This window comes from Streptomyces sp. NPDC028331, from assembly GCF_055565775.1.
On record NZ_JBVHTR010000032.1, the window covers coordinates 1 to 17,444 of the forward strand.

18 protein-coding genes are annotated in these 17,444 nt (G+C 73.3%); 10 read left to right on the forward strand and 8 right to left on the reverse strand.

What is annotated here, in order from left to right:
* Positions 1-120: 120 nt before the first annotated feature.
* Positions 121-1,167 (reverse strand): ketoacyl-ACP synthase III family protein, encoded by a 1,047-nt coding sequence (locus tag ACZ4SW_RS33370; RefSeq protein WP_468252767.1) that lies wholly within the window; start codon positions 1,165-1,167, stop codon positions 121-123.
* A gap of 232 nt (positions 1,168-1,399) precedes the next feature.
* On the opposite strand from ACZ4SW_RS33370, the gene ACZ4SW_RS33375 reads away from it, so the two are divergent.
* A complete protein-coding gene (locus ACZ4SW_RS33375) occupies positions 1,400-1,831 on the forward strand; it encodes a nuclear transport factor 2 family protein (protein WP_468252769.1) in 432 nt (143 codons plus the stop codon).
* A gap of 309 nt (positions 1,832-2,140) precedes the next feature.
* On the opposite strand, the gene ACZ4SW_RS33380 is transcribed toward ACZ4SW_RS33375, so the two are convergent.
* A complete protein-coding gene (locus tag ACZ4SW_RS33380) occupies positions 2,141-2,689 on the reverse strand; it encodes a TetR/AcrR family transcriptional regulator (protein ID WP_468252770.1) in 549 nt (182 codons plus the stop codon).
* Between the two features lie 159 nt (positions 2,690-2,848).
* Between ACZ4SW_RS33380 and ACZ4SW_RS33385 the strand changes: the two genes are divergently transcribed.
* The 7 genes from ACZ4SW_RS33385 to ACZ4SW_RS33415 all read left to right on the forward strand — a co-directional run bounded on the left by ACZ4SW_RS33385 (position 2,849) and on the right by ACZ4SW_RS33415 (position 9,608).
* Positions 2,849-4,291 carry an MFS transporter gene (locus ACZ4SW_RS33385; RefSeq protein WP_468252772.1) on the forward strand — a complete coding sequence of 481 codons (1,443 nt, stop codon included), beginning with the start codon at positions 2,849-2,851 and terminating at the stop codon, positions 4,289-4,291.
* Between the two features lie 327 nt (positions 4,292-4,618).
* Positions 4,619-5,656 (forward strand): ketoacyl-ACP synthase III family protein, encoded by a 1,038-nt coding sequence (locus ACZ4SW_RS33390; protein WP_468252773.1) that lies wholly within the window; start codon positions 4,619-4,621, stop codon positions 5,654-5,656.
* An 89-nt stretch (positions 5,657-5,745) separates the two neighbouring features.
* Positions 5,746-6,390: a UbiX family flavin prenyltransferase gene (locus ACZ4SW_RS33395; protein WP_468252774.1), complete on the forward strand. Its 645-nt coding sequence runs from the start codon at positions 5,746-5,748 to the stop codon at positions 6,388-6,390.
* 17 nt (positions 6,391-6,407) lie between these two features.
* The gene (locus tag ACZ4SW_RS33400; protein ID WP_468252776.1) at positions 6,408-7,877 is read left to right on the forward strand and encodes a UbiD family decarboxylase; all 1,470 of its coding nucleotides are present in this window, start codon (positions 6,408-6,410) and stop codon (positions 7,875-7,877) included.
* Positions 7,874-8,656 (forward strand): 3-oxoacyl-[acyl-carrier-protein] reductase, encoded by a 783-nt coding sequence (fabG, locus tag ACZ4SW_RS33405; RefSeq protein WP_468252777.1) that lies wholly within the window; start codon positions 7,874-7,876, stop codon positions 8,654-8,656. The genes ACZ4SW_RS33400 and fabG overlap by 4 nt, the downstream gene beginning before the upstream one ends.
* Entirely contained in the window at positions 8,653-9,450 is a 798-nt protein-coding gene (locus ACZ4SW_RS33410; protein WP_468252778.1) for a 4'-phosphopantetheinyl transferase family protein, read from the forward strand. Before fabG ends, ACZ4SW_RS33410 begins: the two co-directional genes overlap by 4 nt.
* The gene (locus tag ACZ4SW_RS33415) at positions 9,408-9,608 is read left to right on the forward strand and encodes a hypothetical protein (protein ID WP_468252780.1); all 201 of its coding nucleotides are present in this window, start codon (positions 9,408-9,410) and stop codon (positions 9,606-9,608) included. Before ACZ4SW_RS33410 ends, ACZ4SW_RS33415 begins: the two co-directional genes overlap by 43 nt.
* 93 nt (positions 9,609-9,701) lie before the next feature.
* On the opposite strand, the gene ACZ4SW_RS33420 is transcribed toward ACZ4SW_RS33415, so the two are convergent.
* The 6 genes from ACZ4SW_RS33420 to ACZ4SW_RS33445 all read right to left on the reverse strand — a co-directional run bounded on the left by ACZ4SW_RS33420 (position 9,702) and on the right by ACZ4SW_RS33445 (position 15,416).
* Entirely contained in the window at positions 9,702-10,310 is a 609-nt protein-coding gene (locus ACZ4SW_RS33420; RefSeq protein ID WP_468252781.1) for an RNA polymerase sigma factor, read from the reverse strand.
* 254 nt (positions 10,311-10,564) lie between these two features.
* Positions 10,565-11,701 (reverse strand): beta-ketoacyl synthase N-terminal-like domain-containing protein, encoded by a 1,137-nt coding sequence (locus tag ACZ4SW_RS33425; protein WP_468252783.1) that lies wholly within the window; start codon positions 11,699-11,701, stop codon positions 10,565-10,567.
* The gene (locus ACZ4SW_RS33430) at positions 11,698-12,921 is read right to left on the reverse strand and encodes a beta-ketoacyl-[acyl-carrier-protein] synthase family protein (protein WP_468252784.1); all 1,224 of its coding nucleotides are present in this window, start codon (positions 12,919-12,921) and stop codon (positions 11,698-11,700) included. Before ACZ4SW_RS33430 ends, ACZ4SW_RS33425 begins: the two co-directional genes overlap by 4 nt.
* Positions 12,914-13,192, reverse strand: coding sequence for an acyl carrier protein (locus ACZ4SW_RS33435; RefSeq protein WP_468252785.1), 279 nt, complete (start codon positions 13,190-13,192; stop codon positions 12,914-12,916). The genes ACZ4SW_RS33430 and ACZ4SW_RS33435 overlap by 8 nt, the downstream gene beginning before the upstream one ends.
* 77 nt (positions 13,193-13,269) lie before the next feature.
* Complete coding sequence (locus ACZ4SW_RS33440; RefSeq protein ID WP_468252787.1) at positions 13,270-14,550, reverse strand: NAD(P)/FAD-dependent oxidoreductase; 1,281 nt, start codon at positions 14,548-14,550, stop codon at positions 13,270-13,272.
* Positions 14,547-15,416 (reverse strand): alpha/beta fold hydrolase, encoded by an 870-nt coding sequence (locus tag ACZ4SW_RS33445; protein ID WP_468252788.1) that lies wholly within the window; start codon positions 15,414-15,416, stop codon positions 14,547-14,549. Before ACZ4SW_RS33445 ends, ACZ4SW_RS33440 begins: the two co-directional genes overlap by 4 nt.
* A gap of 361 nt (positions 15,417-15,777) precedes the next feature.
* Between ACZ4SW_RS33445 and ACZ4SW_RS33450 the strand changes: the two genes are divergently transcribed.
* Positions 15,778-16,578 (forward strand): AfsR/SARP family transcriptional regulator, encoded by an 801-nt coding sequence (locus tag ACZ4SW_RS33450; RefSeq protein ID WP_468252790.1) that lies wholly within the window; start codon positions 15,778-15,780, stop codon positions 16,576-16,578.
* A 129-nt stretch (positions 16,579-16,707) separates the two neighbouring features.
* Positions 16,708-17,352 (forward strand): ScbR family autoregulator-binding transcription factor, encoded by a 645-nt coding sequence (locus ACZ4SW_RS33455; RefSeq protein WP_468252791.1) that lies wholly within the window; start codon positions 16,708-16,710, stop codon positions 17,350-17,352.
* Positions 17,353-17,444 lie beyond the last annotated feature (92 nt).

Sequence of the window (17,444 nt, forward strand, 5' to 3'; positions counted from 1 at the left end):
CCCGGGCCGTCAGCTTGCCCTTGGCGTGCTGCGCCTCGGTCGCCTTCTCACTCGGACCCGCAAGGGCCTGCTCGCGGATCTCGTGCAGCTCGGCGGTCCGGTTCCTGGCGCCGTGGTCGCTCATCGGCCCGCCTCCGCCCGGTCGCCGACGCGCTGCACGACGAGGCAGGACCAGGTGAACCCGCCGCCCCCGGTCAGGACGAGCGCGTACTCGTCCGGTCCCGGCAGGTCCCGCGCCATGATGTCCGCCAGGTTGGCGAGGACGTCGCCGCAGCCCAGGTGGCCGGTGCGGGCGCCGAGGCGCAGCGGCTCCGCCGCGAGCAGTTCCCGGACGACGGGCAGGTACATCAGCTCCAGGACCTTCGGGCCCAGGCGGGGCAGGGCGACGCAGCGTATGCGCGGCGAGTCCGGGCTGAGGTCCGCGTCCGCGAGAGCGCGCAGCAGGACCTCCCGCACGGCCTCCGGGCCGGTCTTGGCGAACCGGTCCATGCCGCCCGCCTCCAGGAAGGCCCGTTTGGTGCGGCGGATGTCGATGGGGCGGCTGTGGGCCAGCGGCGCGGGACTGAACTCGTCGGTGCCCCGGTACATCGACTCCATCTCGGGCGCGGCCACCACGGCGTGGGCGGCGAGCCGCAGTCCGGGCCCGGAGCGGCCGAGGACGGCGGCGGTGGCGCCGTCGCCGTAGACGACCTGGTAGTCCCCGCGCCAGCGGTCGAATCCGGCCGGGTCGAAACGGTCCCCCGTGGTGACCAGCGCATGGCGGAGGGAGGGGTCGGCGGTCAGGTGGACCGCGGCGGTGTGCAGGGCCATGGCGCCGGCATGGCACATCTGCTGGATGCCGAACGGCACGGCGGCCGTGGCTCCGAGGCGGTCGGCCACGTAGTGGGCCGGCGACCAGAAGTCGTGGCCCTGGTGGTAGATCCAGTTGTGCAGCAGCAGACCGACGGCGCCGGCCTCGACGCCCGCCCGGGCCAGGGCCTCCCGCCCGGCCAGCACGGCCATGTCGGGGGCCGAAGTCCCGTACGACACGGGCACCTCGGCCACTCCGGCGGCGGCCGGGACGTCGGGTTCCAGGGCGCCGTCGGCCACCAGGGCGTAGGCGCTCTGGAGCGTGTCGGGCAGCCAGGTCACGGCCGACTGCACGGTCAGCCCGTCGCTGAAGCGCATCGCGGGTCCTCCTGTCCCGGGCTCAGCCCATCGGCGCGGCAGGCCCCCTGCGGGCCGCCGCACACGGACAGACCGGCCGGTGTCCGCGGCGGATACATCGGCCGTGGGTGTACGTGCCGGGGCGCCGCCGTGATCTGTGCCCACGGGCCTCGTCCGAGTCCCGCCCGGCCGCAACGGCACGGTGCCGTCCCGCGGCCCGGGCACACAGCAGAGCGAAGCGAAAGGCGAACCGATGTCGTCGAGGGAGCGCACCGCGGCCGAACTGTGGGACGGCTGGCTGGAGATGTGGAACGAGGACCCGGAAGCCGCGCACAAGATCATCGGCACGGAGTACCGGGTTCATCTGCCCACCGTCGGCGCGACGATCGACCCGTCCGCCATCCGGGACGCGGCCTCGATGGCCGCGTGGGTGCGCGGGTTCACGGGCAAGTTCGAGGACCTGCGCTACGAGACGCACTTCGGGCCGTTGGCCGACGGGGAGTTCGCGGTCTGCCGCTGGTTCGGCACCGCCACCTGCCTCGGGCGTACCGGCTGGCCGTCGGACGTGCCCGGCAAGCGGATCACCTGGGTCGGCGTGGACATCCTGCGGATCGTCGACGGCTGGATCGTCGAGGCCTGGACGCAGGGCGCGGAGACCGACGAACTGCCGCCGTCCAGGGCCTGAGCCGCGTCCGAGGCGTGTTTCCGTGGCGCCGGGTGCTCGCATGTACCCGGGGCCTCCGTCCGCCGGGTGCTCGCATGTACCCGGTGCTTCCGTCCCCGGGTGCTCATGGCCCGTCGTGTGCGGTCACGGCGGGCCGTGAGCACCCCCGGTCCTGCGTGCCGCACCACCGGTGCGTCCGCGTGCGGGGCGGCGGGCGTGTCCGTGTGTGCGGCGTGTCCGGATGTGCGGCGCGCCCGCGTGTGGGGCGCCCTCGTGTGGGGCGCCTGCCCGGTGGGCGCCGGGCCGGAGACGGGCCGGGGGCGGCGCTGATCAGCTACTCCAGCTCTCCACCGGCAGTGACGCCACGCAGGCCTTGGCCCAGGGCTCGTCCAGGTTCCACAGGTCCATGGCCGCCATGTCATTCAGCATCATGCCGAGGGACAGGAACCTTTTCACGGTCACGTCGTCCGCGCCGGAATTCTCCTGGATGGTGTTCCACATACGGCCGAAACCGGTTTGTGCGGCGCTGCGGATTTTCGGGTCGTCGCAGGCCGCGAAGCCATGGAGTTGAATCAGCAGAAAAACCCGGTCCCGGACCAGTCGGCGGTAGTTCTCTCCCATGGCGACCAGGGCATCGACGCCGGTCAGGCCCTTGGAAGATTCATTGAACGTTTCAATGATCCGGTCGAAGGACTCCTCGAGAACGGCAATGAAAAGCCCCTTTTTGGTCCCGAAAATCCGGAAGACATAAGGCTGGCTGATGTCTGCTCTGCGGGCGATGGTCTCCACCGAGGTCCCGTAGTAGCCGCCGCGAGAGAACTCCTCGGAAGCGACGCGCAGAATCTGCTTGCGGCGTTCCTCGCCCGTCATGCGTCCCATGAACCACATGAAACCACGTGCCGGACCGGGTGTGTCCGGGACGGTCGCCCGGTGCCTCTTCGGATCGGTTGACTGAGTAGTGACTAACTACTACCTTGAGCCCGCTGCCTCCCCGCAGCGGAGCCGTGCCGCCCAGCCCACCGAAGGGAAACAGAAGAGATGTCCCAGACCGCAGGGAACGCCGTTCCCTCCCAGGTCACGGCCCAGGAACCGGTCGAGTCCGCGGCGGACCGGCGCCGCCGCACGCTGGTCTTCCTCGTGGTGTGCGCCGGGTTCGTGATGTCCAGCCTGGACATGATGATCGTCAACGTCGCCTTCCCCGCCCTGGAGCAGGAGTTCAGCGGCAGCACGGCGGGCCTGTCCTGGACCCTCAACGCCTACTCGATCGTCTTCGCGGCCTTCCTCGTGCCCGCCGGCCGGCTCTCCGACCGCTCCAGCCGCAAGAACGGATTCCTGCTCGGGCTCGGCCTGTTCACCCTCGCCTCCGCGCTGTGCGCCGCGTCGCAGGGCGTGGCCATGCTGGTGGCCTCCCGCGTGCTGCAGGCCGCGGGGGCCGCGGCGATGGTGCCCACCTCGCTCGGACTGCTGCTCGCCGCCTACCCGGCGGACCGGCGCGGCGGTGCCGTACGCGCCTGGACGGCGGTCGGCGGCGTGGCCGCGGCGCTCGCGCCCATCGTCGGCGGTGCGCTGGTCAACCTGGACTGGCGCTGGATCTTCCTGATCAACCTGCCGTTCGGGGTGGCCGCCCTCCTCGTCGGCCGCCGGGTGCTGCCGGCCGCCGCGACCGCCGAGCGCGGTCCGCTGCCCGACCTGCTCGGCTCGGTGCTGGTCGTCGTCGCGGTCGGCGGCGCCTCGCTGGCCCTGATCAAGGCCCCGGAGTGGGGCTGGACCTCCGCCCGGGTGCTGGGCTGCCTCGCGCTGACCGTCGTGAGCCTCGCCGAGTTCTTCCGGCGCTCCGCCCGGCACCCCAACCCGGTCGTGGCGTTCTCGCTGCTGCGGGTGCGCTCCTTCAGCCTGGCGAACCTGACCGCCCTGGTGTTCAACACCTGCTTCGGCGCGATGCTGTTCTCCTTCATGCTGTGGAGCCAGAACGTGTGGGGCTACTCGGCACTGCGGACCGGTCTCGCGCTCGCTCCCGGCACGTTCCTGATGCCGCTGGTGGCCATGGCCGTCGGGCCGCTGTCGAAGAAGCTGGGGGCCGCGACGGTGGTCGTCGCCGGCTGCGCCCTGCTCGCCGCAGGTGTCGTCTGGTGGGGCGTCGCGGCGCAGAGCCACCCCGACTACGTGACCGTGCTGCTGCCCGGTGCCCTGCTGACCCCGGTCGGCACGATCCTCGGCACCACCGCGCTGGTCGGTCTCGCCACCAAGGACCTGCCGCCCGCGTCCTTCGCCACCGGATCCGCGGTCAACCTGATGGTCCGCCAGGTCGGTCTGGTCATCGGCATCTCGGTGTTCATCGCCGCCCTCGGCACCCCGGGCTCCGCGCAGGCCACCCTGGACGCGTTCCGGCACGCCTGGTACCTCACCGCCGGGATCGGTGTCCTCGCCCTGCTGATCGGGCTCCTGCTGGGCCGGCGGAGCGACGCGCAGGACGCCGCGTAGCGCGGGCGGCGCCGCAGGGGCCCACGACTCCGACGCCCCCCCGGGCCCGCCCCCCCCGACCGCCGCCCGGAGCCCAAGACCCCCGCTGGGCTCCGGGCGGCTCCGCACGTTGCCGCCCCGACGCCACCGACGCGCCCCGCCACCGTCGCGCCCCGCCACCGTCGCGCCCCGCCACCGTCGCGCCCCGACGCCGACGCGCCCCGACGCCGACGCGCCCTGGCGCTCGTACGGCGTCTATCTGTGGGACGGCCGGGCGCGGCTGTATCCGGCCCGGTGCCGAGCGGCTCTGTAGGGGCGTCAACAGCGGCGATCCGAGGGAGTTCGGCCATGAAGTTCGAGGGCGGACTGGGCATCAAGGCGGTCACCACCTGGCTCCCCAGTACTACTCAGACCACAGCAGACCAGGTGGCCGCCGGCCGCCTCGACCCCGAGCGCGCCCGGCAGCTCGGCGTCACGGAGCTTCCCGTGACCGACAGCCTGGCCGCACCCGAGATGGCCGTGCGGGCCGGCCGCAGGGCACTGGAACGCGCGGGCTGGGAGCCCGGCCGCGTCGGCCTGTACGCCCATGCGCGGGTCTTCCACCAGGGCCACGAGAAGTGGTCGTACGCGCACTACGTCGCGGGCCGGCTCGGCCTGCCGTCGACCGCCCTGCCCTTCGGCATCGAGGCGTTGTGCACCGGCGGCGCCACCGGCCTGCTGCTGGCCGCCACCCAGTTGCTCGGCGACCCCTCGCTGTCGGCCGCGCTCGTCACCACCGGCGAGCGCTACTACGCGCCGGTGTGGGACCGCTGGAGCATGCACCCGGACATCGGGTACGGCGACGGCGCGACCGCGGCACTGCTGCACCGGCGCGACGGCGGCCGCGACGACCTGCACCTGCTGTCCCTGACCCACTCCACCGACAACCGGCTCGAAGGCATGGAGCGCGGCCACCGGCCCTTCACCCAGGTGCCGATGCAGGACCGCGATACCTGGGAGACCAACGACGTACGCCGGGACTTCTACGAGGCCATGGGCAAGGAGATCTTCCCCCGGGCGGCACGCCTGCACGTGCGGGCCTCCCTTGACCAGGCGCTCGCCGAGGCGGAGCTGGAGCCGGACGACCCGCGCATCCGGCTGTTCACCATGCCCCGCATGGGACCCCGCCTCGTCGACCTGATGTACGGCTGCGTGGAGGGCGTGCTCAAGGCGGAGACCGTCCTGCTCGGCGGCCGTACCGGGCACCTCGGCGCGGGCGACATGATCGCGAACATGGCCGACATCGTCGGCCACCGCATGCTCCGCCCGGGCGAGATCGCGGTGGTGGCCGGTGCCGGCGGCGGCTTCACCTGGTCCACCGCGATCGTCCAGGCGCCCGAGCAGTAGGGCCTCCGGCCGGGCCCGCGCCAGGGCCCCGCAGCGCACCCGTCGAAGAGCCCCGCGCGGCCTCCGCCCGCGGGAAGGAAGGCACCCACATGAGTCACCAACCGCCCGCCCACGGGGCCGACCGGATCGTGGTCGGCATCAGCGGGGCCACGGGCATCGCCTACGGCATCCGTGCCCTGCAGGTCCTGCGGGCCGCGGGGGTCGAGACGCACCTCGTGATGTCGCGGTCGGCGCGGCGGACGCTGGCGTACGAGAGCGAACTGACCACCGCCCAGGTGCACGAGCTCGCCGACTTCCACTACTCGCCCGACGACGTGGGGGCGCCGATCGCCAGCGGTTCCTTCCGCACCCGCGGCATGCTGGTCGCCCCCTGTTCGGTGAAGAGCCTCGCGCAGATCGCCGTCGGCACCTGCGACACGCTGCTCGCCCGCGCCGCCGACGTCACCCTCAAGGAGCGGGGCCGGCTCGTGCTCATGGTCCGTGAGACGCCGCTGACCCTCACCCACCTGCGCAACATGACGACGGTGACGGAGAACGGCGGCATCATCGCGCCGCCCGTCCCCGCCTTCTACACCCGCCCCGCCGGCCTCGCCGACGTGATCGACCAGTCCGTCGGCCGTGCGCTGGACCTCTTCGGCATCGACACCGGCACCTTCCCCCGCTGGGGGGAGCCGGTCCTGCCGTCCACCACCCCGACCGACTGGCGACTCGAACAGAGCGCGAGCCACGTGTGACGCCTGAGGACACACCCATGAGGAAGCATCTGAAGAGCCTGCGCGAGTACCTCGACGCGCTCGGCGAGCTGGGCGACGTGCGCGCCCTGCACACCCCGGCCGACACCCACCTGGAGATCGGCGCCGTCATCCGGCGCAGCGCCGAGAACCGCGACCCGGCCCCGCTGTTCACCGCCGTCAAGGGCCACGCCCCCGGCTTCCGCGTGCTCGGCGCCCCCGCGGCCCTCAGCTCGGCACCCGGCGCGCCCTGGGCCCGGGTCGCGCTGTCGCTCGGCCTCGACCCCGCCACCCACCCGCTGGACATCGTCGGCGCACTCGCCGAGGCCCGGGGCCTGCCGCCCGTGCCCCCGGTCGTCGTGGACTCCGGCCCCTGCCAGCAGAACGTGCTGCTGGGCGAGGACGCCACCCTGGACGCCTTCCCGGTGCCGCTCATCCACGACGGGGACGGCGGACGGTACGTCAACACCTGGGGCGCCATCGTCGTCCGCACCCCCGACGGACGATGGACCAACTGGTCCATCGCCCGCGTCATGATGCTCGACGGCCGCCGCATGGCCGGCATGGTCCGGCCGCTGCAGGACGTCGGCAAGATCTTCCGGATGTGGCGGGAGCGCGGCGAACCCATGCCGTTCGCCCTGGTCCAGGGCGCCGAGCCGGCCGTGCCCTTCGCCTGCGGCATGGGACTGCCCTCCGGCACCGACGAGGCCGGCTACCTCGGCGCGCACTTCGGGGAGCCGCTCGAGCTCGTGCGCTGCAAGACCGTCGACCTCGACGTGCCGGCCACGGCGGAGATCGTCATCGAGGGTCACGTCTCCCTCGACGAGACCGCCCCCGAAGGCCCCATGGGCGAGTACGCCGGGTACCTCACCGGCAAGGCCAACCCCTGGCCCGTCTTCCACATCAGCGCCATCACCCACCGCGACGACCCCATCCTGCCGGTCGTCTCGGCCGGCAAGCCGGTCGAGGAGGACCACACCGCGGTCGGCACCACCTACTCCGCCGAGGCGCTGCACCAGTTGCGCGCCGCCGGCCTGCCGGTCACGGGCGCGTGGATCGTGCCGGAGTCCGCCATCAACCTGCTCGTGGTCACCGTGGCGCGCGACTGGCGCGAGCGCACCGGATACACCAGCACCCGGATGATCACCCGGGCCGTCGCCCACCACGCGCTGCGCCCCAAGGTCGGCTACTGGGTCACCCGCGTCATGGTCATGGACGACGACATCGACCCCACCGACACCCGCGACGTGCTGTGGGCGTTCCACACCCGCAGCCACCCCACCCGCGGTCAGCTGCTCATCGAGGACCAGAAGGTCACCCCGCTGCACGTCTTCTACTCGCCGGACGAACTCGTCGAGGGCGGACCGAAGATCGCCTACGACTGCCTGCTCCACCCCGACGAGGACAAGCGGGCCCGCAGCACCGCCTTCAAGGACAACTTCTCCGCCGACGTCCAGGCCCGAGCCCTCGCCATCTGGGAGAACCGATGACCGAGACGACCACCGCCCACCGCCCCGCCGACACCGCCCGGCGGCCCCGCCGGGTGGCGCTGGTCAGCGGCGGCTCCCGCGGCATCGGACGCGCCGTCGCCGTGCGCCTGGCCGCCGACGGCTACGACATCGCCTTCTGCGGGCGCGGCCCCTCGCCCGCCGCCGACGAGACCGCCGAACTGGTACGGGCCCAGGGCGCCGCCTGTTTCCACCAGCCGTGCGACGTGGCCGACCTCCAGGCGGTCGACACCTTCGTCAAGCGCGCCGAGGCCGAACTGGGCCCCGTGGACGCCCTGGTCAACTCCGCCGGCATCGTCAGGGACAACCACCTGGTGATGATGCCGGTCGAGGACTGGACCTCGGTCATCGACACCAACCTCACGGGCACGTTCCACTTCTGCCGTACCGTCGGCTTCGGCATGCTGAAGCGGCGCTCCGGCGCGATCGTCAACGTCTCGTCGGTGGCCGGGGTGTACGGACACGCCACCCAGGCCAACTACGCCGCCTCCAAGGGCGGCGTCAACAGCCTCAGCCGCACCCTCGCCAAGGAGCTGGCCCGGCACAACATCCGCGTCAACGTCGTCGCCCCCGGCTTCATCGACACCGACATGACGGACGGCCTCACGGACAAGGCCCGCAGCCAGGCGCTGGCCGCGGTGCCGCTGCGGCGCTTCGGAACCGCGCGGGAGGTCGCCGACCTGACCGCGTTCCTGCTGTCCGACCAGGCCGCCTACATCACGGGCCAGGTCCTGCAGATCGACGGAGGCGTCGCGCTGTGACCGCCCCGCACCCGCCGCTGCGCCCGGACGAGCTGCACATCTGGTGGCTCGCCGTGCCACCGCCGGGTGCGGGCACCGAAGCGGCCCTGTCGCTGCTCGACCCGCGTCAGCGGGAGAGGGCCGCGCGGCCGCTTCGGCCACTGCACCGGCACCGCCGGGCCCTCGCGCACGCGGGTCTGCGCGTGCTGCTCGGGGCCTGCCTGCGCGTTCCCCCGCAGGACTGCGAGCTGTACCGCACGCCGTGCCCGGTGTGCGGCGGGCCGCACGGGCGGCCCCGGGTGGCGGGCGCGCCCGGCCTGGAGTACTCGATGGCGCACACCGGCGACCACGTCGTCTACGGCCTCGCGCGCCTCCCGGTCGGCGTGGACGCGGAGCGTTTCCCCGTGGCCCCGCACACCGAACGCGCGGTGACGCGCTGGCTGCCGCCCGGCCGGCGCCGGTGGCTGGAGAGCCTGCCCGCACCGGAACGCGCCGCGGCCTTCGCGCGCTGCTGGGTCCGCACCGAGGCACGGGCGAAGGCCGTCGGCGCGGGGCTCGCGCACGGCGTGCCGGCGGCGGCCGGGACCGGGAACGACCCGGGGCTGCTGACGCTGGATCTGACGGCACCGGACGGCGTCGCCGCCTCGGCGGTCCTCACGGCCGCCGGCCCGGACATGGCCGCCGGGGGCCGGATCCGGGTGCGTACCCGTACATTGACGCCGGAGCGCATACTCGACGCGGCGGCGGCGACCAGGGCACAGGGAGGGACGACATGGCGGACGGCGAAGGCGAAGGCGAAGGCGAAGAGCTGTTGAGCCGGGTCCGCGCCGCCGTCGGCCCGGTCCCCGAGGACCTGGTGCGCGCCGTCGCCGCCTGGCCCGCCCCCCTGCCGCCGACCACGGACGACGCGTGCGCGCCCCCGGACCCGGCCCGGCCCGCCGCCGTCACGCAACGGCCGGCCACGGACCGCTGACGTCACTCCGCGCGGAGCGGTCCGCCGTGTTCACACCGCGGCCGGTCACGGACGCCGCATGCGCCTGCCCGGAGCCGGAGCGGCCCGCCGCCGTCACACCGCGGCCGGGCGGGGGTCGTCGACGTCCTCCATCGCCCGCAACTGCTCGGCCAGTCGGCGCAGGGCGCGACCGCGCAGGGGTCCGACCGAACCACGGGCGATGCCGAGCCGGCGGCTGACCTCGTCGTAGCCGGGCGCCGGGTCGGCGCTGAGGAGGGCCAGCAGCCGCTGGTCGCGGTCGGGCAGCCGGGCCAGGGCGGCGAGCACCTGGGCGTCCCGCTCCCGCAGCAACAGCGCGTCCTCGGGGCCGGGTTCGGCGGCGGAGGGACGTTCCAGGGTGCCCGCGTCGCCCACCGGGACGTAGCGCCCGGAGCGCTCGTACTGGCGCAGGCTCTCGCGCCGCGCGCAGGTCGTCAGCCAGGCCGGGAAGCGTTCCGGGGTGTGCATGCGCGGCAGGCTCTGATACACCCGCAGCCAGGTGAGCTGGAAGACCTCCTCGCAGTCGGCGGGGCTCAGCCGGTGCGAGCGGGCCACCGTCCACACCACGGGGGCGTAGCGCTCGACGAGCCGGGACCAGGCCTCCTGGGAGCCGGAGAGGCAGGCGGTGATCAGTTCAGCCGGTCCGGTCTCGGGCTGCGTCCGAGTCGTAGACGTCGAAGACATGGTTTCCTTCCGGGCGCCGGAGGGGCTGACCGGCCGCCGTGCGATCGAACGGTCCTGGCGGGCTGGGCGCTGGGCGCGATGACGGTGGGGCGTACGGCGAGGGGGCGTGACGGTGGGGCGTACAGCGGTGGGGCGTATGGCCGTGCGGTGTGGAGCCGCGTGACCGGACCGGCCCCTGCGGCGGGGAGCCGCAGTCGGAGCCGTCGGGCCCCCGGTCGCGTCCGTGGCCGGGCGCGACCGGGGGCGGAGAGGTGTCAGGCGTCGCCGGTGCCGGTGTCCAGGACGACGCAGCCCACCGAGCCGTCCCGGGACACCGCCGTCACCAAGGCCGTACGGCCGACGCGGGCGCCCTCCCGCTGCCACAGCGCGAGCAGCGCGGCGATCTGCAGCGCACCCCCGGCGCTGAAGCACTCGCCGACCGCCTCCTTGACCCGCACGGCCTCCGGCCGGCGTCCGTCCAGGGCCAGTTCCACACCGCGCTCCTCGGCCCGCTGAAGTCCCGTCAGGCCGGTGGCGCCCAGGGACACCGCCGTCACCTCACCCGCGGACCTGCCGCTGCGTTCCAGGGCGCGGCCGATCACCGACGCGAGCTCCGGGACGAGACGCCCGCGTTCGGCGAAGCCGGTCTCGCAGGCGAGCACCCGGGCGAGCACCGGCCGGCCGGCGGCCCGGGCCGGGCCCTCCGGCTCGACGACGAGGACCGCGGCACCCTCGCCGACGGCGGCCTCCGCGGCGAGCGCCCCCGAGCGGTGCCAGCCCCAGGCGCTCTGCGCGCAGAACTCCTCCACGCCGCCCACCAGCAGGCGTTCGGCGTGCCCCTGGCGCAGCGCGTTGCGGGCGTACCGCAGCGCCTGCACCCCGGCCAGATGGCCGCCGGCCAGGGTGGCGTTGACCCCCCGCAGACCGTGCCGGATGGCGATCTGACCCGCCGCGCAGTTCATCACGGTGTTGGGGAACAGACTGGGGTTGACCAGGTACGGCCGCTCCAGGCGCAGGGTCTCCAGCGAGTACTCGCTGGAGCTGCGGATGCTGCCGGTGCTCGTGCCGAGCACGACGCCCGTGCGGTCGCCCACCGGTTCCGGCAGCGAGTCCAGGGCCAGCCGGCAGGCGACGAGCGCGAGCCGGGTCGTGCGGTCCAGGTGCCGTACGCCCTTGCGGCCGATCAGCTCGGCCTCCCGCAGGTCCGGCACGGCACGGGCCGGCCGGGGCGGCAACGTCTCGCCGTCCTGCAGCGCGGGCTCCGCGTGCGCGGGCAGTTCCCCCGCCACCGCCCGGCCCAGCGCCTCCAGACCGAGCCCGGCCGGTGTCGCCGCGCCCACGGCCGTGACGGCGAGCGGTGTCACGGCCGCGGCGGCACGGGCCGGGGCCGCCTCGACGACGGGCGCGCTCATGCGACCCTCCCCAGAATCGTGATGGCGTTGTTCCCGCCGAAGGCGAAACCGTGGTTCTGCACCACCCGTGGGGCGGCCGGCCGCGCGGTGCCGGGCACCGGGTCGACGCCTTCGCCGAGCGCGGGATCGACCGTCTCGACCCCCGCCGTCGGCGGCAGGAACCCCTCGTGCAGCGCCTGGCAGCACACCAGCGCGCCGAAGCCGCTCGCCGCGCCCATGGTGTGCCCGATCATCGACTTGATGGAGCTGATCGGGGGGATGCGCTCCCCGAACACCTCCCGGGCCGCCGCGACCTCGGTAGCGTCGTTGGTCCGGGTGCCGGTGCCGTGCGCGCAGATGTAGTCGATGTCCTCGGGCGTCACGCCCGCGCTGCGGTGCGCCGCCCGGATGCAGGCGGCGATGCTGGTCGGATCCGGGTGCACCATGTGCTCGGCGTCGCAGTTGACGCTGTAGCCGAGCACCTCGGCGTAGATCCGCGCTCCCCGGGCGACGGCACGGTCGTACGGCTCCAGCAGCAGCGCGACCCCGCCCTCGGCGGTGAGGATGCCCGAACGGTCGGCGTCGAAGGGCCGGCAGACCTCCTCGGCGAGCGCGCCGAGCCGGTAGAAACCGGCGTGCGCCCAGCGGTTGAGGGAGTCCGCGCCGCCCGCGAGCATGCAGTCGGCCTCGCCGCCCGAGACCATGTCGTAGGCGTAGCCGAGCGCGTAGTTGCTCGCCGAACACGCGGTGGCCAGAGTCAGCGCCTCACCCGGCAGGCCGAGTTCACGGTTGACCGCGGTGGCGATACGGCCCGCGGGGACCGCGCCGACGCGCCCGGCCGGCAGCGACTTGAGCCCGTCGGCCGCCCAGGCGGCGACGAGTTCCTCGATCACCGCGGACTCGCCGCTGGTCGTGCCCATCACCGAGCCGGTCCGCGCCCGGACGAGGTCGGCCTCGGTCAGGCCTGCGTCCTCGACGGCGAGCCGGGCCGCGGACGCGGCGAACTGCCCGCTGCGGCCCCACTGGCCGGGGTCGATGCGCCGCAGCCACTGCCGCGGTTCGAAGTCGTGCACCTCGCCGGCGTGACGGTGCGGGAACCCGGTGGTGTCGAAGCCGGCGATGGGGGACGTGGTGCGCCGTCCGGCCTTGATCGACGCCGTGAACTCCGCCGCCCCGATCCCGGCGCTGCTCACGGCGCCGAGACCGGTGACGACGACACGGCGGGTGCCCGGCTCAGCCATCGGTCCCGCCCCGCAGGTTGCGGACCACGACGGCACGCACACCGTCGAGGTCGCCCATCTCCGTGAGGTCGTCCTGCGGGATGGTGACCCCCAGGTCCTTCTCGATGCGGGCCAGGATCTCGATGGCCAGCAGCGAGTCGGCGCCGTGGTCCTCGATGAAGCTGCTGGTGTCGGACAGTTCGTCCGGCTCCAGTTCCAGCACCTCGATGATGATGGCGCGCAGTTGGGCGTCCTGCTCGGCGGTGAGGGTGACGGTCGTCTCGGAGTTCATGGGGCTCTGCCTTTCGTGGAGAAGGAGGACGGACGGGCTGCCGCCCGTCATGCGAAGGACGGACGGGCTGCCGCCCGTCACGCGGCGGTGTGGGAGCGGTGGGCCGGCACCGGGGACGGCGCACCCCGGTGGCGCAGGTTGACGGCCGAGGCCCGGGCGAGGGCCACCGGGTTGAGGAAGCGCAGCGGGCCGATGAGGCGGGAGGCGAACAGGTGCATGTGGCGTGCCATGGCCTCGTCCCGGGCCGCCGCCGAGAACATCAGCCGCTCGAAGGGGTTGAACGGCCGCGAGGTGGCGTAGTCGGCGGCCAGGTGCTGGTGGCCGCCCAGCCCCTTGCGGTGCCGACGCGCGTAGGACGCCAGGGCCTGGTCGAGGTCGCCCCGCCCGGCGGCGGCCGGGGCGACCGCCTCGGCCAGCCACTGGGCGGTCTGCAGCGCCCAGCCGCAGCCGACTCCCCATAGCGGGTCGCCGACCAGGGCCGCGTCACCGATGAGGGCGATGCCGGGAGCGGTCGGCCGGCGGGAGATCAGCGGGTAGCTGACGGTTCCGGTGATCTTCGTGACCCGCTCCGCGGAGTCGATCGGCGGCGCCTGGGGCAGGGACCGCACGAAGTTCAGGTAGGCCCCTTCGAGGTCCTCGCGGAAGGCGGGCAGCTTCTTCTTGTCGGGGATCACCGCGACCACGGTGACGCCGTCGTCGTTGGGCATCGCGTACGCCACGTCCGGCTCCAGGAACCAGCAGTGTGTGATGCCGTCCGGCAGCGGGAGGTTCCTGAAGTGCGCGAAGTAGCTGAACCGTCCGTTGGGGTGGGTCTTGGCGGGGATCTCGGCGAGGCGTGCCACCGCCGAGTCCTTGCCGTCGGCGCCCACGACGAGGCGGGCGCGCAGCTCGCTCTCGCCCTCGGGCCCCGTGACCCGGACGCCCACCGTGCGCTCGCCCTCCCGGACGAGCCCGCTCACCGTGTGCCCGGTGAGCAGGTCCACGCCCGGGGTCTCGGCGGCGTGCGCCCGGATCAGCGGGTCGAGGGTGCTGCGCCGGATGTTGAAGGCGTAGGGCAGTTCGGGGCCGCCCGGCGCGGCCTTGGGTTCGATCCAGCCCCAGCGGGTGTACCAGCGGGCCTCGTTGCGGACCGCGCCGGCCTTCTCCAGGGCGGGGATCAGCCCGAGTTGGTCGAGGACCGGGTAGGCGCAGGGCTGGAGGTAGTGGGTGCACAGCACCTTGTGCGCGGCCGGGTCGGATCGGCGTTCCAGCAGGGCGACGCGGAGACCGCGTCGGGCGAGGAGGGTCGCCGCGGCACTGCCGGCGATGCTGGCTCCGCTGATGACGACGTCGTAGCCGCGGTTTCCGGGCGAGGTCATGCGCTGATCGCCTCCTTGTCGGTGGGGCGTGGGCCGGTGGCTGCCAGGAACGCGGCGACCTGCTCGGCCACCTCGTCCGGCTGCTGCAGTTGGCAGAAGTGGGTGAGGCCGGGATCCCGGTGGAGCCGGATGTCGGGTATCGAGGCGAGGAGTTCGTCGAGCGCCGCCTCGGGCGCCGAGGGGTCGTGGGTGCCGCTGACCACCAGGACGGGCGCCCGGACGCGGTGCAGCGGCAGTTCGGGGGTGTGGCTGAGCAGGGCGTAGAACTGGAGGAACCCGTAGGGCTCGACGCGCTCGCGCACCTTGTCGACCATGGCGTCGACGATGTCCGCCGGCAGGGAGCGGGCGCGCGGCCCGAGCTGGGCCCGCAGCCCCTCGGCGAGCACCCCGCGGAACCGGCCCACGGCCTCCTGGAAGAACCGTGCGTCGACCGGCTGGTCGTGCGGCCGGTACACGGGGGCCACCAGCACGGTCGGCGTGGCCGCGCACACCGTGCCGCGGGTGAGCAGCGCCAGGTGCGTGGTCGCGCCGAACGAGTGGGCGACGACGGCCTCGGCCGGTGCGGGCAGCAGGTCGAGCCCCCTGTGCAGCCATACGGTGGACGCGCCCCGCTCCGGCCACAGATGGCGCGATCCGTTGCGCCAGGGCAGGTCCAGGGCGAACAGGCGCAGGTGGGCGGGAAGCCGCTCGGCGAGCGGCTTCCAGGTCTCCCAGCTCTCCTCGAAACCGTGGACGAGTACGACGGATTCGGCCTCCGGATCCGGCGCCGGACGCTCCCACACGCGCAGCGTCTCGCCGTCCACCTCGCGGTCGACGACCGGCCGCCAGGAGCAGGTCGGCGGTGACCCTCGGTCTGCCTGTAGCACGCGCCTCTCACCTCACCTCTCGCCGTGCGATTCGGGCCAGTTGGCCGATGACGATAGGGAGCGGGGTGGCTGCGGGGGGAGCGCGGTGGAGACCCGGTGAAGGGGGCGTGGAGTCGTCGTCCAGCCGGGGAGCAGCGGGACTTCAGCGATGCTTCAACGGAACCGCGGTGGCCGCACGGTGTGTCGTGTCCCCAACTGGGCCGAGTTTTGCCAGAGTTTGACGCCGCCCTTCACAGCGGGCTTTAACCTGCGGGGACCGGGTCAACTCCGTTGTGTGGCCGTGTGATCACGATTGACAAACCGACTGGCGGATTTTTAGGGTCGGAGTGACTGATGACTAACGACTAACTGGGGGAAGTCGATGGACATATCAGTGTTGGGCTCGTTCAGTGTCCGAATATCGGGTGCCGATGCCGCTCCGACAGCCGTGAAGCCCGCCAAGCTCCTGGCCCTTCTCGCACTGAACCGGGGGCGTACCGTCCCGGTGACCGATTGCGTCCGGGAACTGTGGACGGGCGACGAGCCCCGCACCGCCTGCGCCGCGATCCACACCTACATCCGCAAGCTCCGCGAGATGATCGCCGCGGGCAGCCCCGACCGCGACCCGAAGTCCGTCATCAGTACCCGCCCGGGCGGGTACGTGCTCAACGTCGTCCCCGGTCGCATCGACTCCGAGGAGTTCGGCCGGCTCGCGGAGCGGGGGCACCAGGCGTTCGCCGCAGGTGACGACACCCTCGCAGCGAATCGTTTCCGCGGCGCGCTCGCCCTCTGGCGCGGCCCGGTCCTGGCGGACCTGCCGATCGGACCGGTCCTGACCATCCACAAGAGGGGCCTGGAGGAGCGCCGCAAGTCCGCCTTCGACCGGTGCATCGACGCCGAGCTCAGGCTCGGCCGCCACTACGAACTCCTCGGCGAACTGGTCGCCCACGCCGCTGACGACCGTACGCACGAACAGCTCCACGCCCAGCTCATGCTGGCCCTGTACCGGGCCGGCCGCCGTGTGCAGGCGCTCGAGGTCTACCGCGAGCTGCGGCACGAGCTCTCCAGCCGGCTCGGTCTGGAGCCGTCTCCGCGCATCCAGGCGCTGCACCAGGCGATCCTCAGGTCCGACGGCGCGCTCCACCGCTACGCCGGCGCGGGCCGGGAGACCCAGACGGCATGACCGGCAGACGGTCCCGCGGCGTGCGGCGGCAGGCCCGCCGGGTCGCGGACCGTCTTCGGCGCGGCCGGGCCGGGACGCCGGCTGCGCCCTGGACAGTATTCGCGCGGGGGAGACAAGGACAGCACGATCATGCAGGAGCGCGCTGAGCGGACGCGGAGCCGACTGGTGCGAGCCGCGGCGGCGGTCTTCGACGAGCAGGGCCTGGCGGCCGCGAACGTGGAGGACATCAGCCAGTCCGCGGGGGTTTCGAAGGGAGCCCTGTACTTCCACTTCCCGTCCAAGGACCATCTGGCGGACGCCGTGCGCGGTGCCTGCGCCGACCGCCTCACCGCGTCGGTGACCAGCATGCTGGACGACGGGGAGCCGCCGCTGCGGGTCCTGACGGACCTGCCACGGCTCGTCGCCGGCCTGCTCGCCCGGGACGAGATCGTCCGGGCCGGTCTCCGGCTGGGGCGCGAGCGCGGCGGCGGCGAGTACCGCACCGACCTGTGCCGGGAACTGCAGACGCTGATCCAGAACCTGCTGCAGAGCGCCGCGCAGCGCCGGGAGGTGCGCGACGGGCTGCCGCTGAGAACCTGCGCCTGGCTTCTGACCGGATTCCTGTTCACTTTGGAACGACGGGTTTTCACAAGCGGTTCGGAGGAGGAAATCCTCGAATTCATCGAGGAGGTCTGGAGCGTCCTGCTCCCCGGCCTCGCCGGCCGGCCGGACGAAAAGGAGATCATGGCGGCGGCTTCTTCACCGTCACAGGGCAAAAATTCCGCATTCAATTGAACGGCGAAATGTGCGGGAAACAGCGGTGGATGTGTCGCGGATGTATCCGCGGGCGTCCGCGGCCCCTCTGTCCTCGCACGAGAGGGAACGCG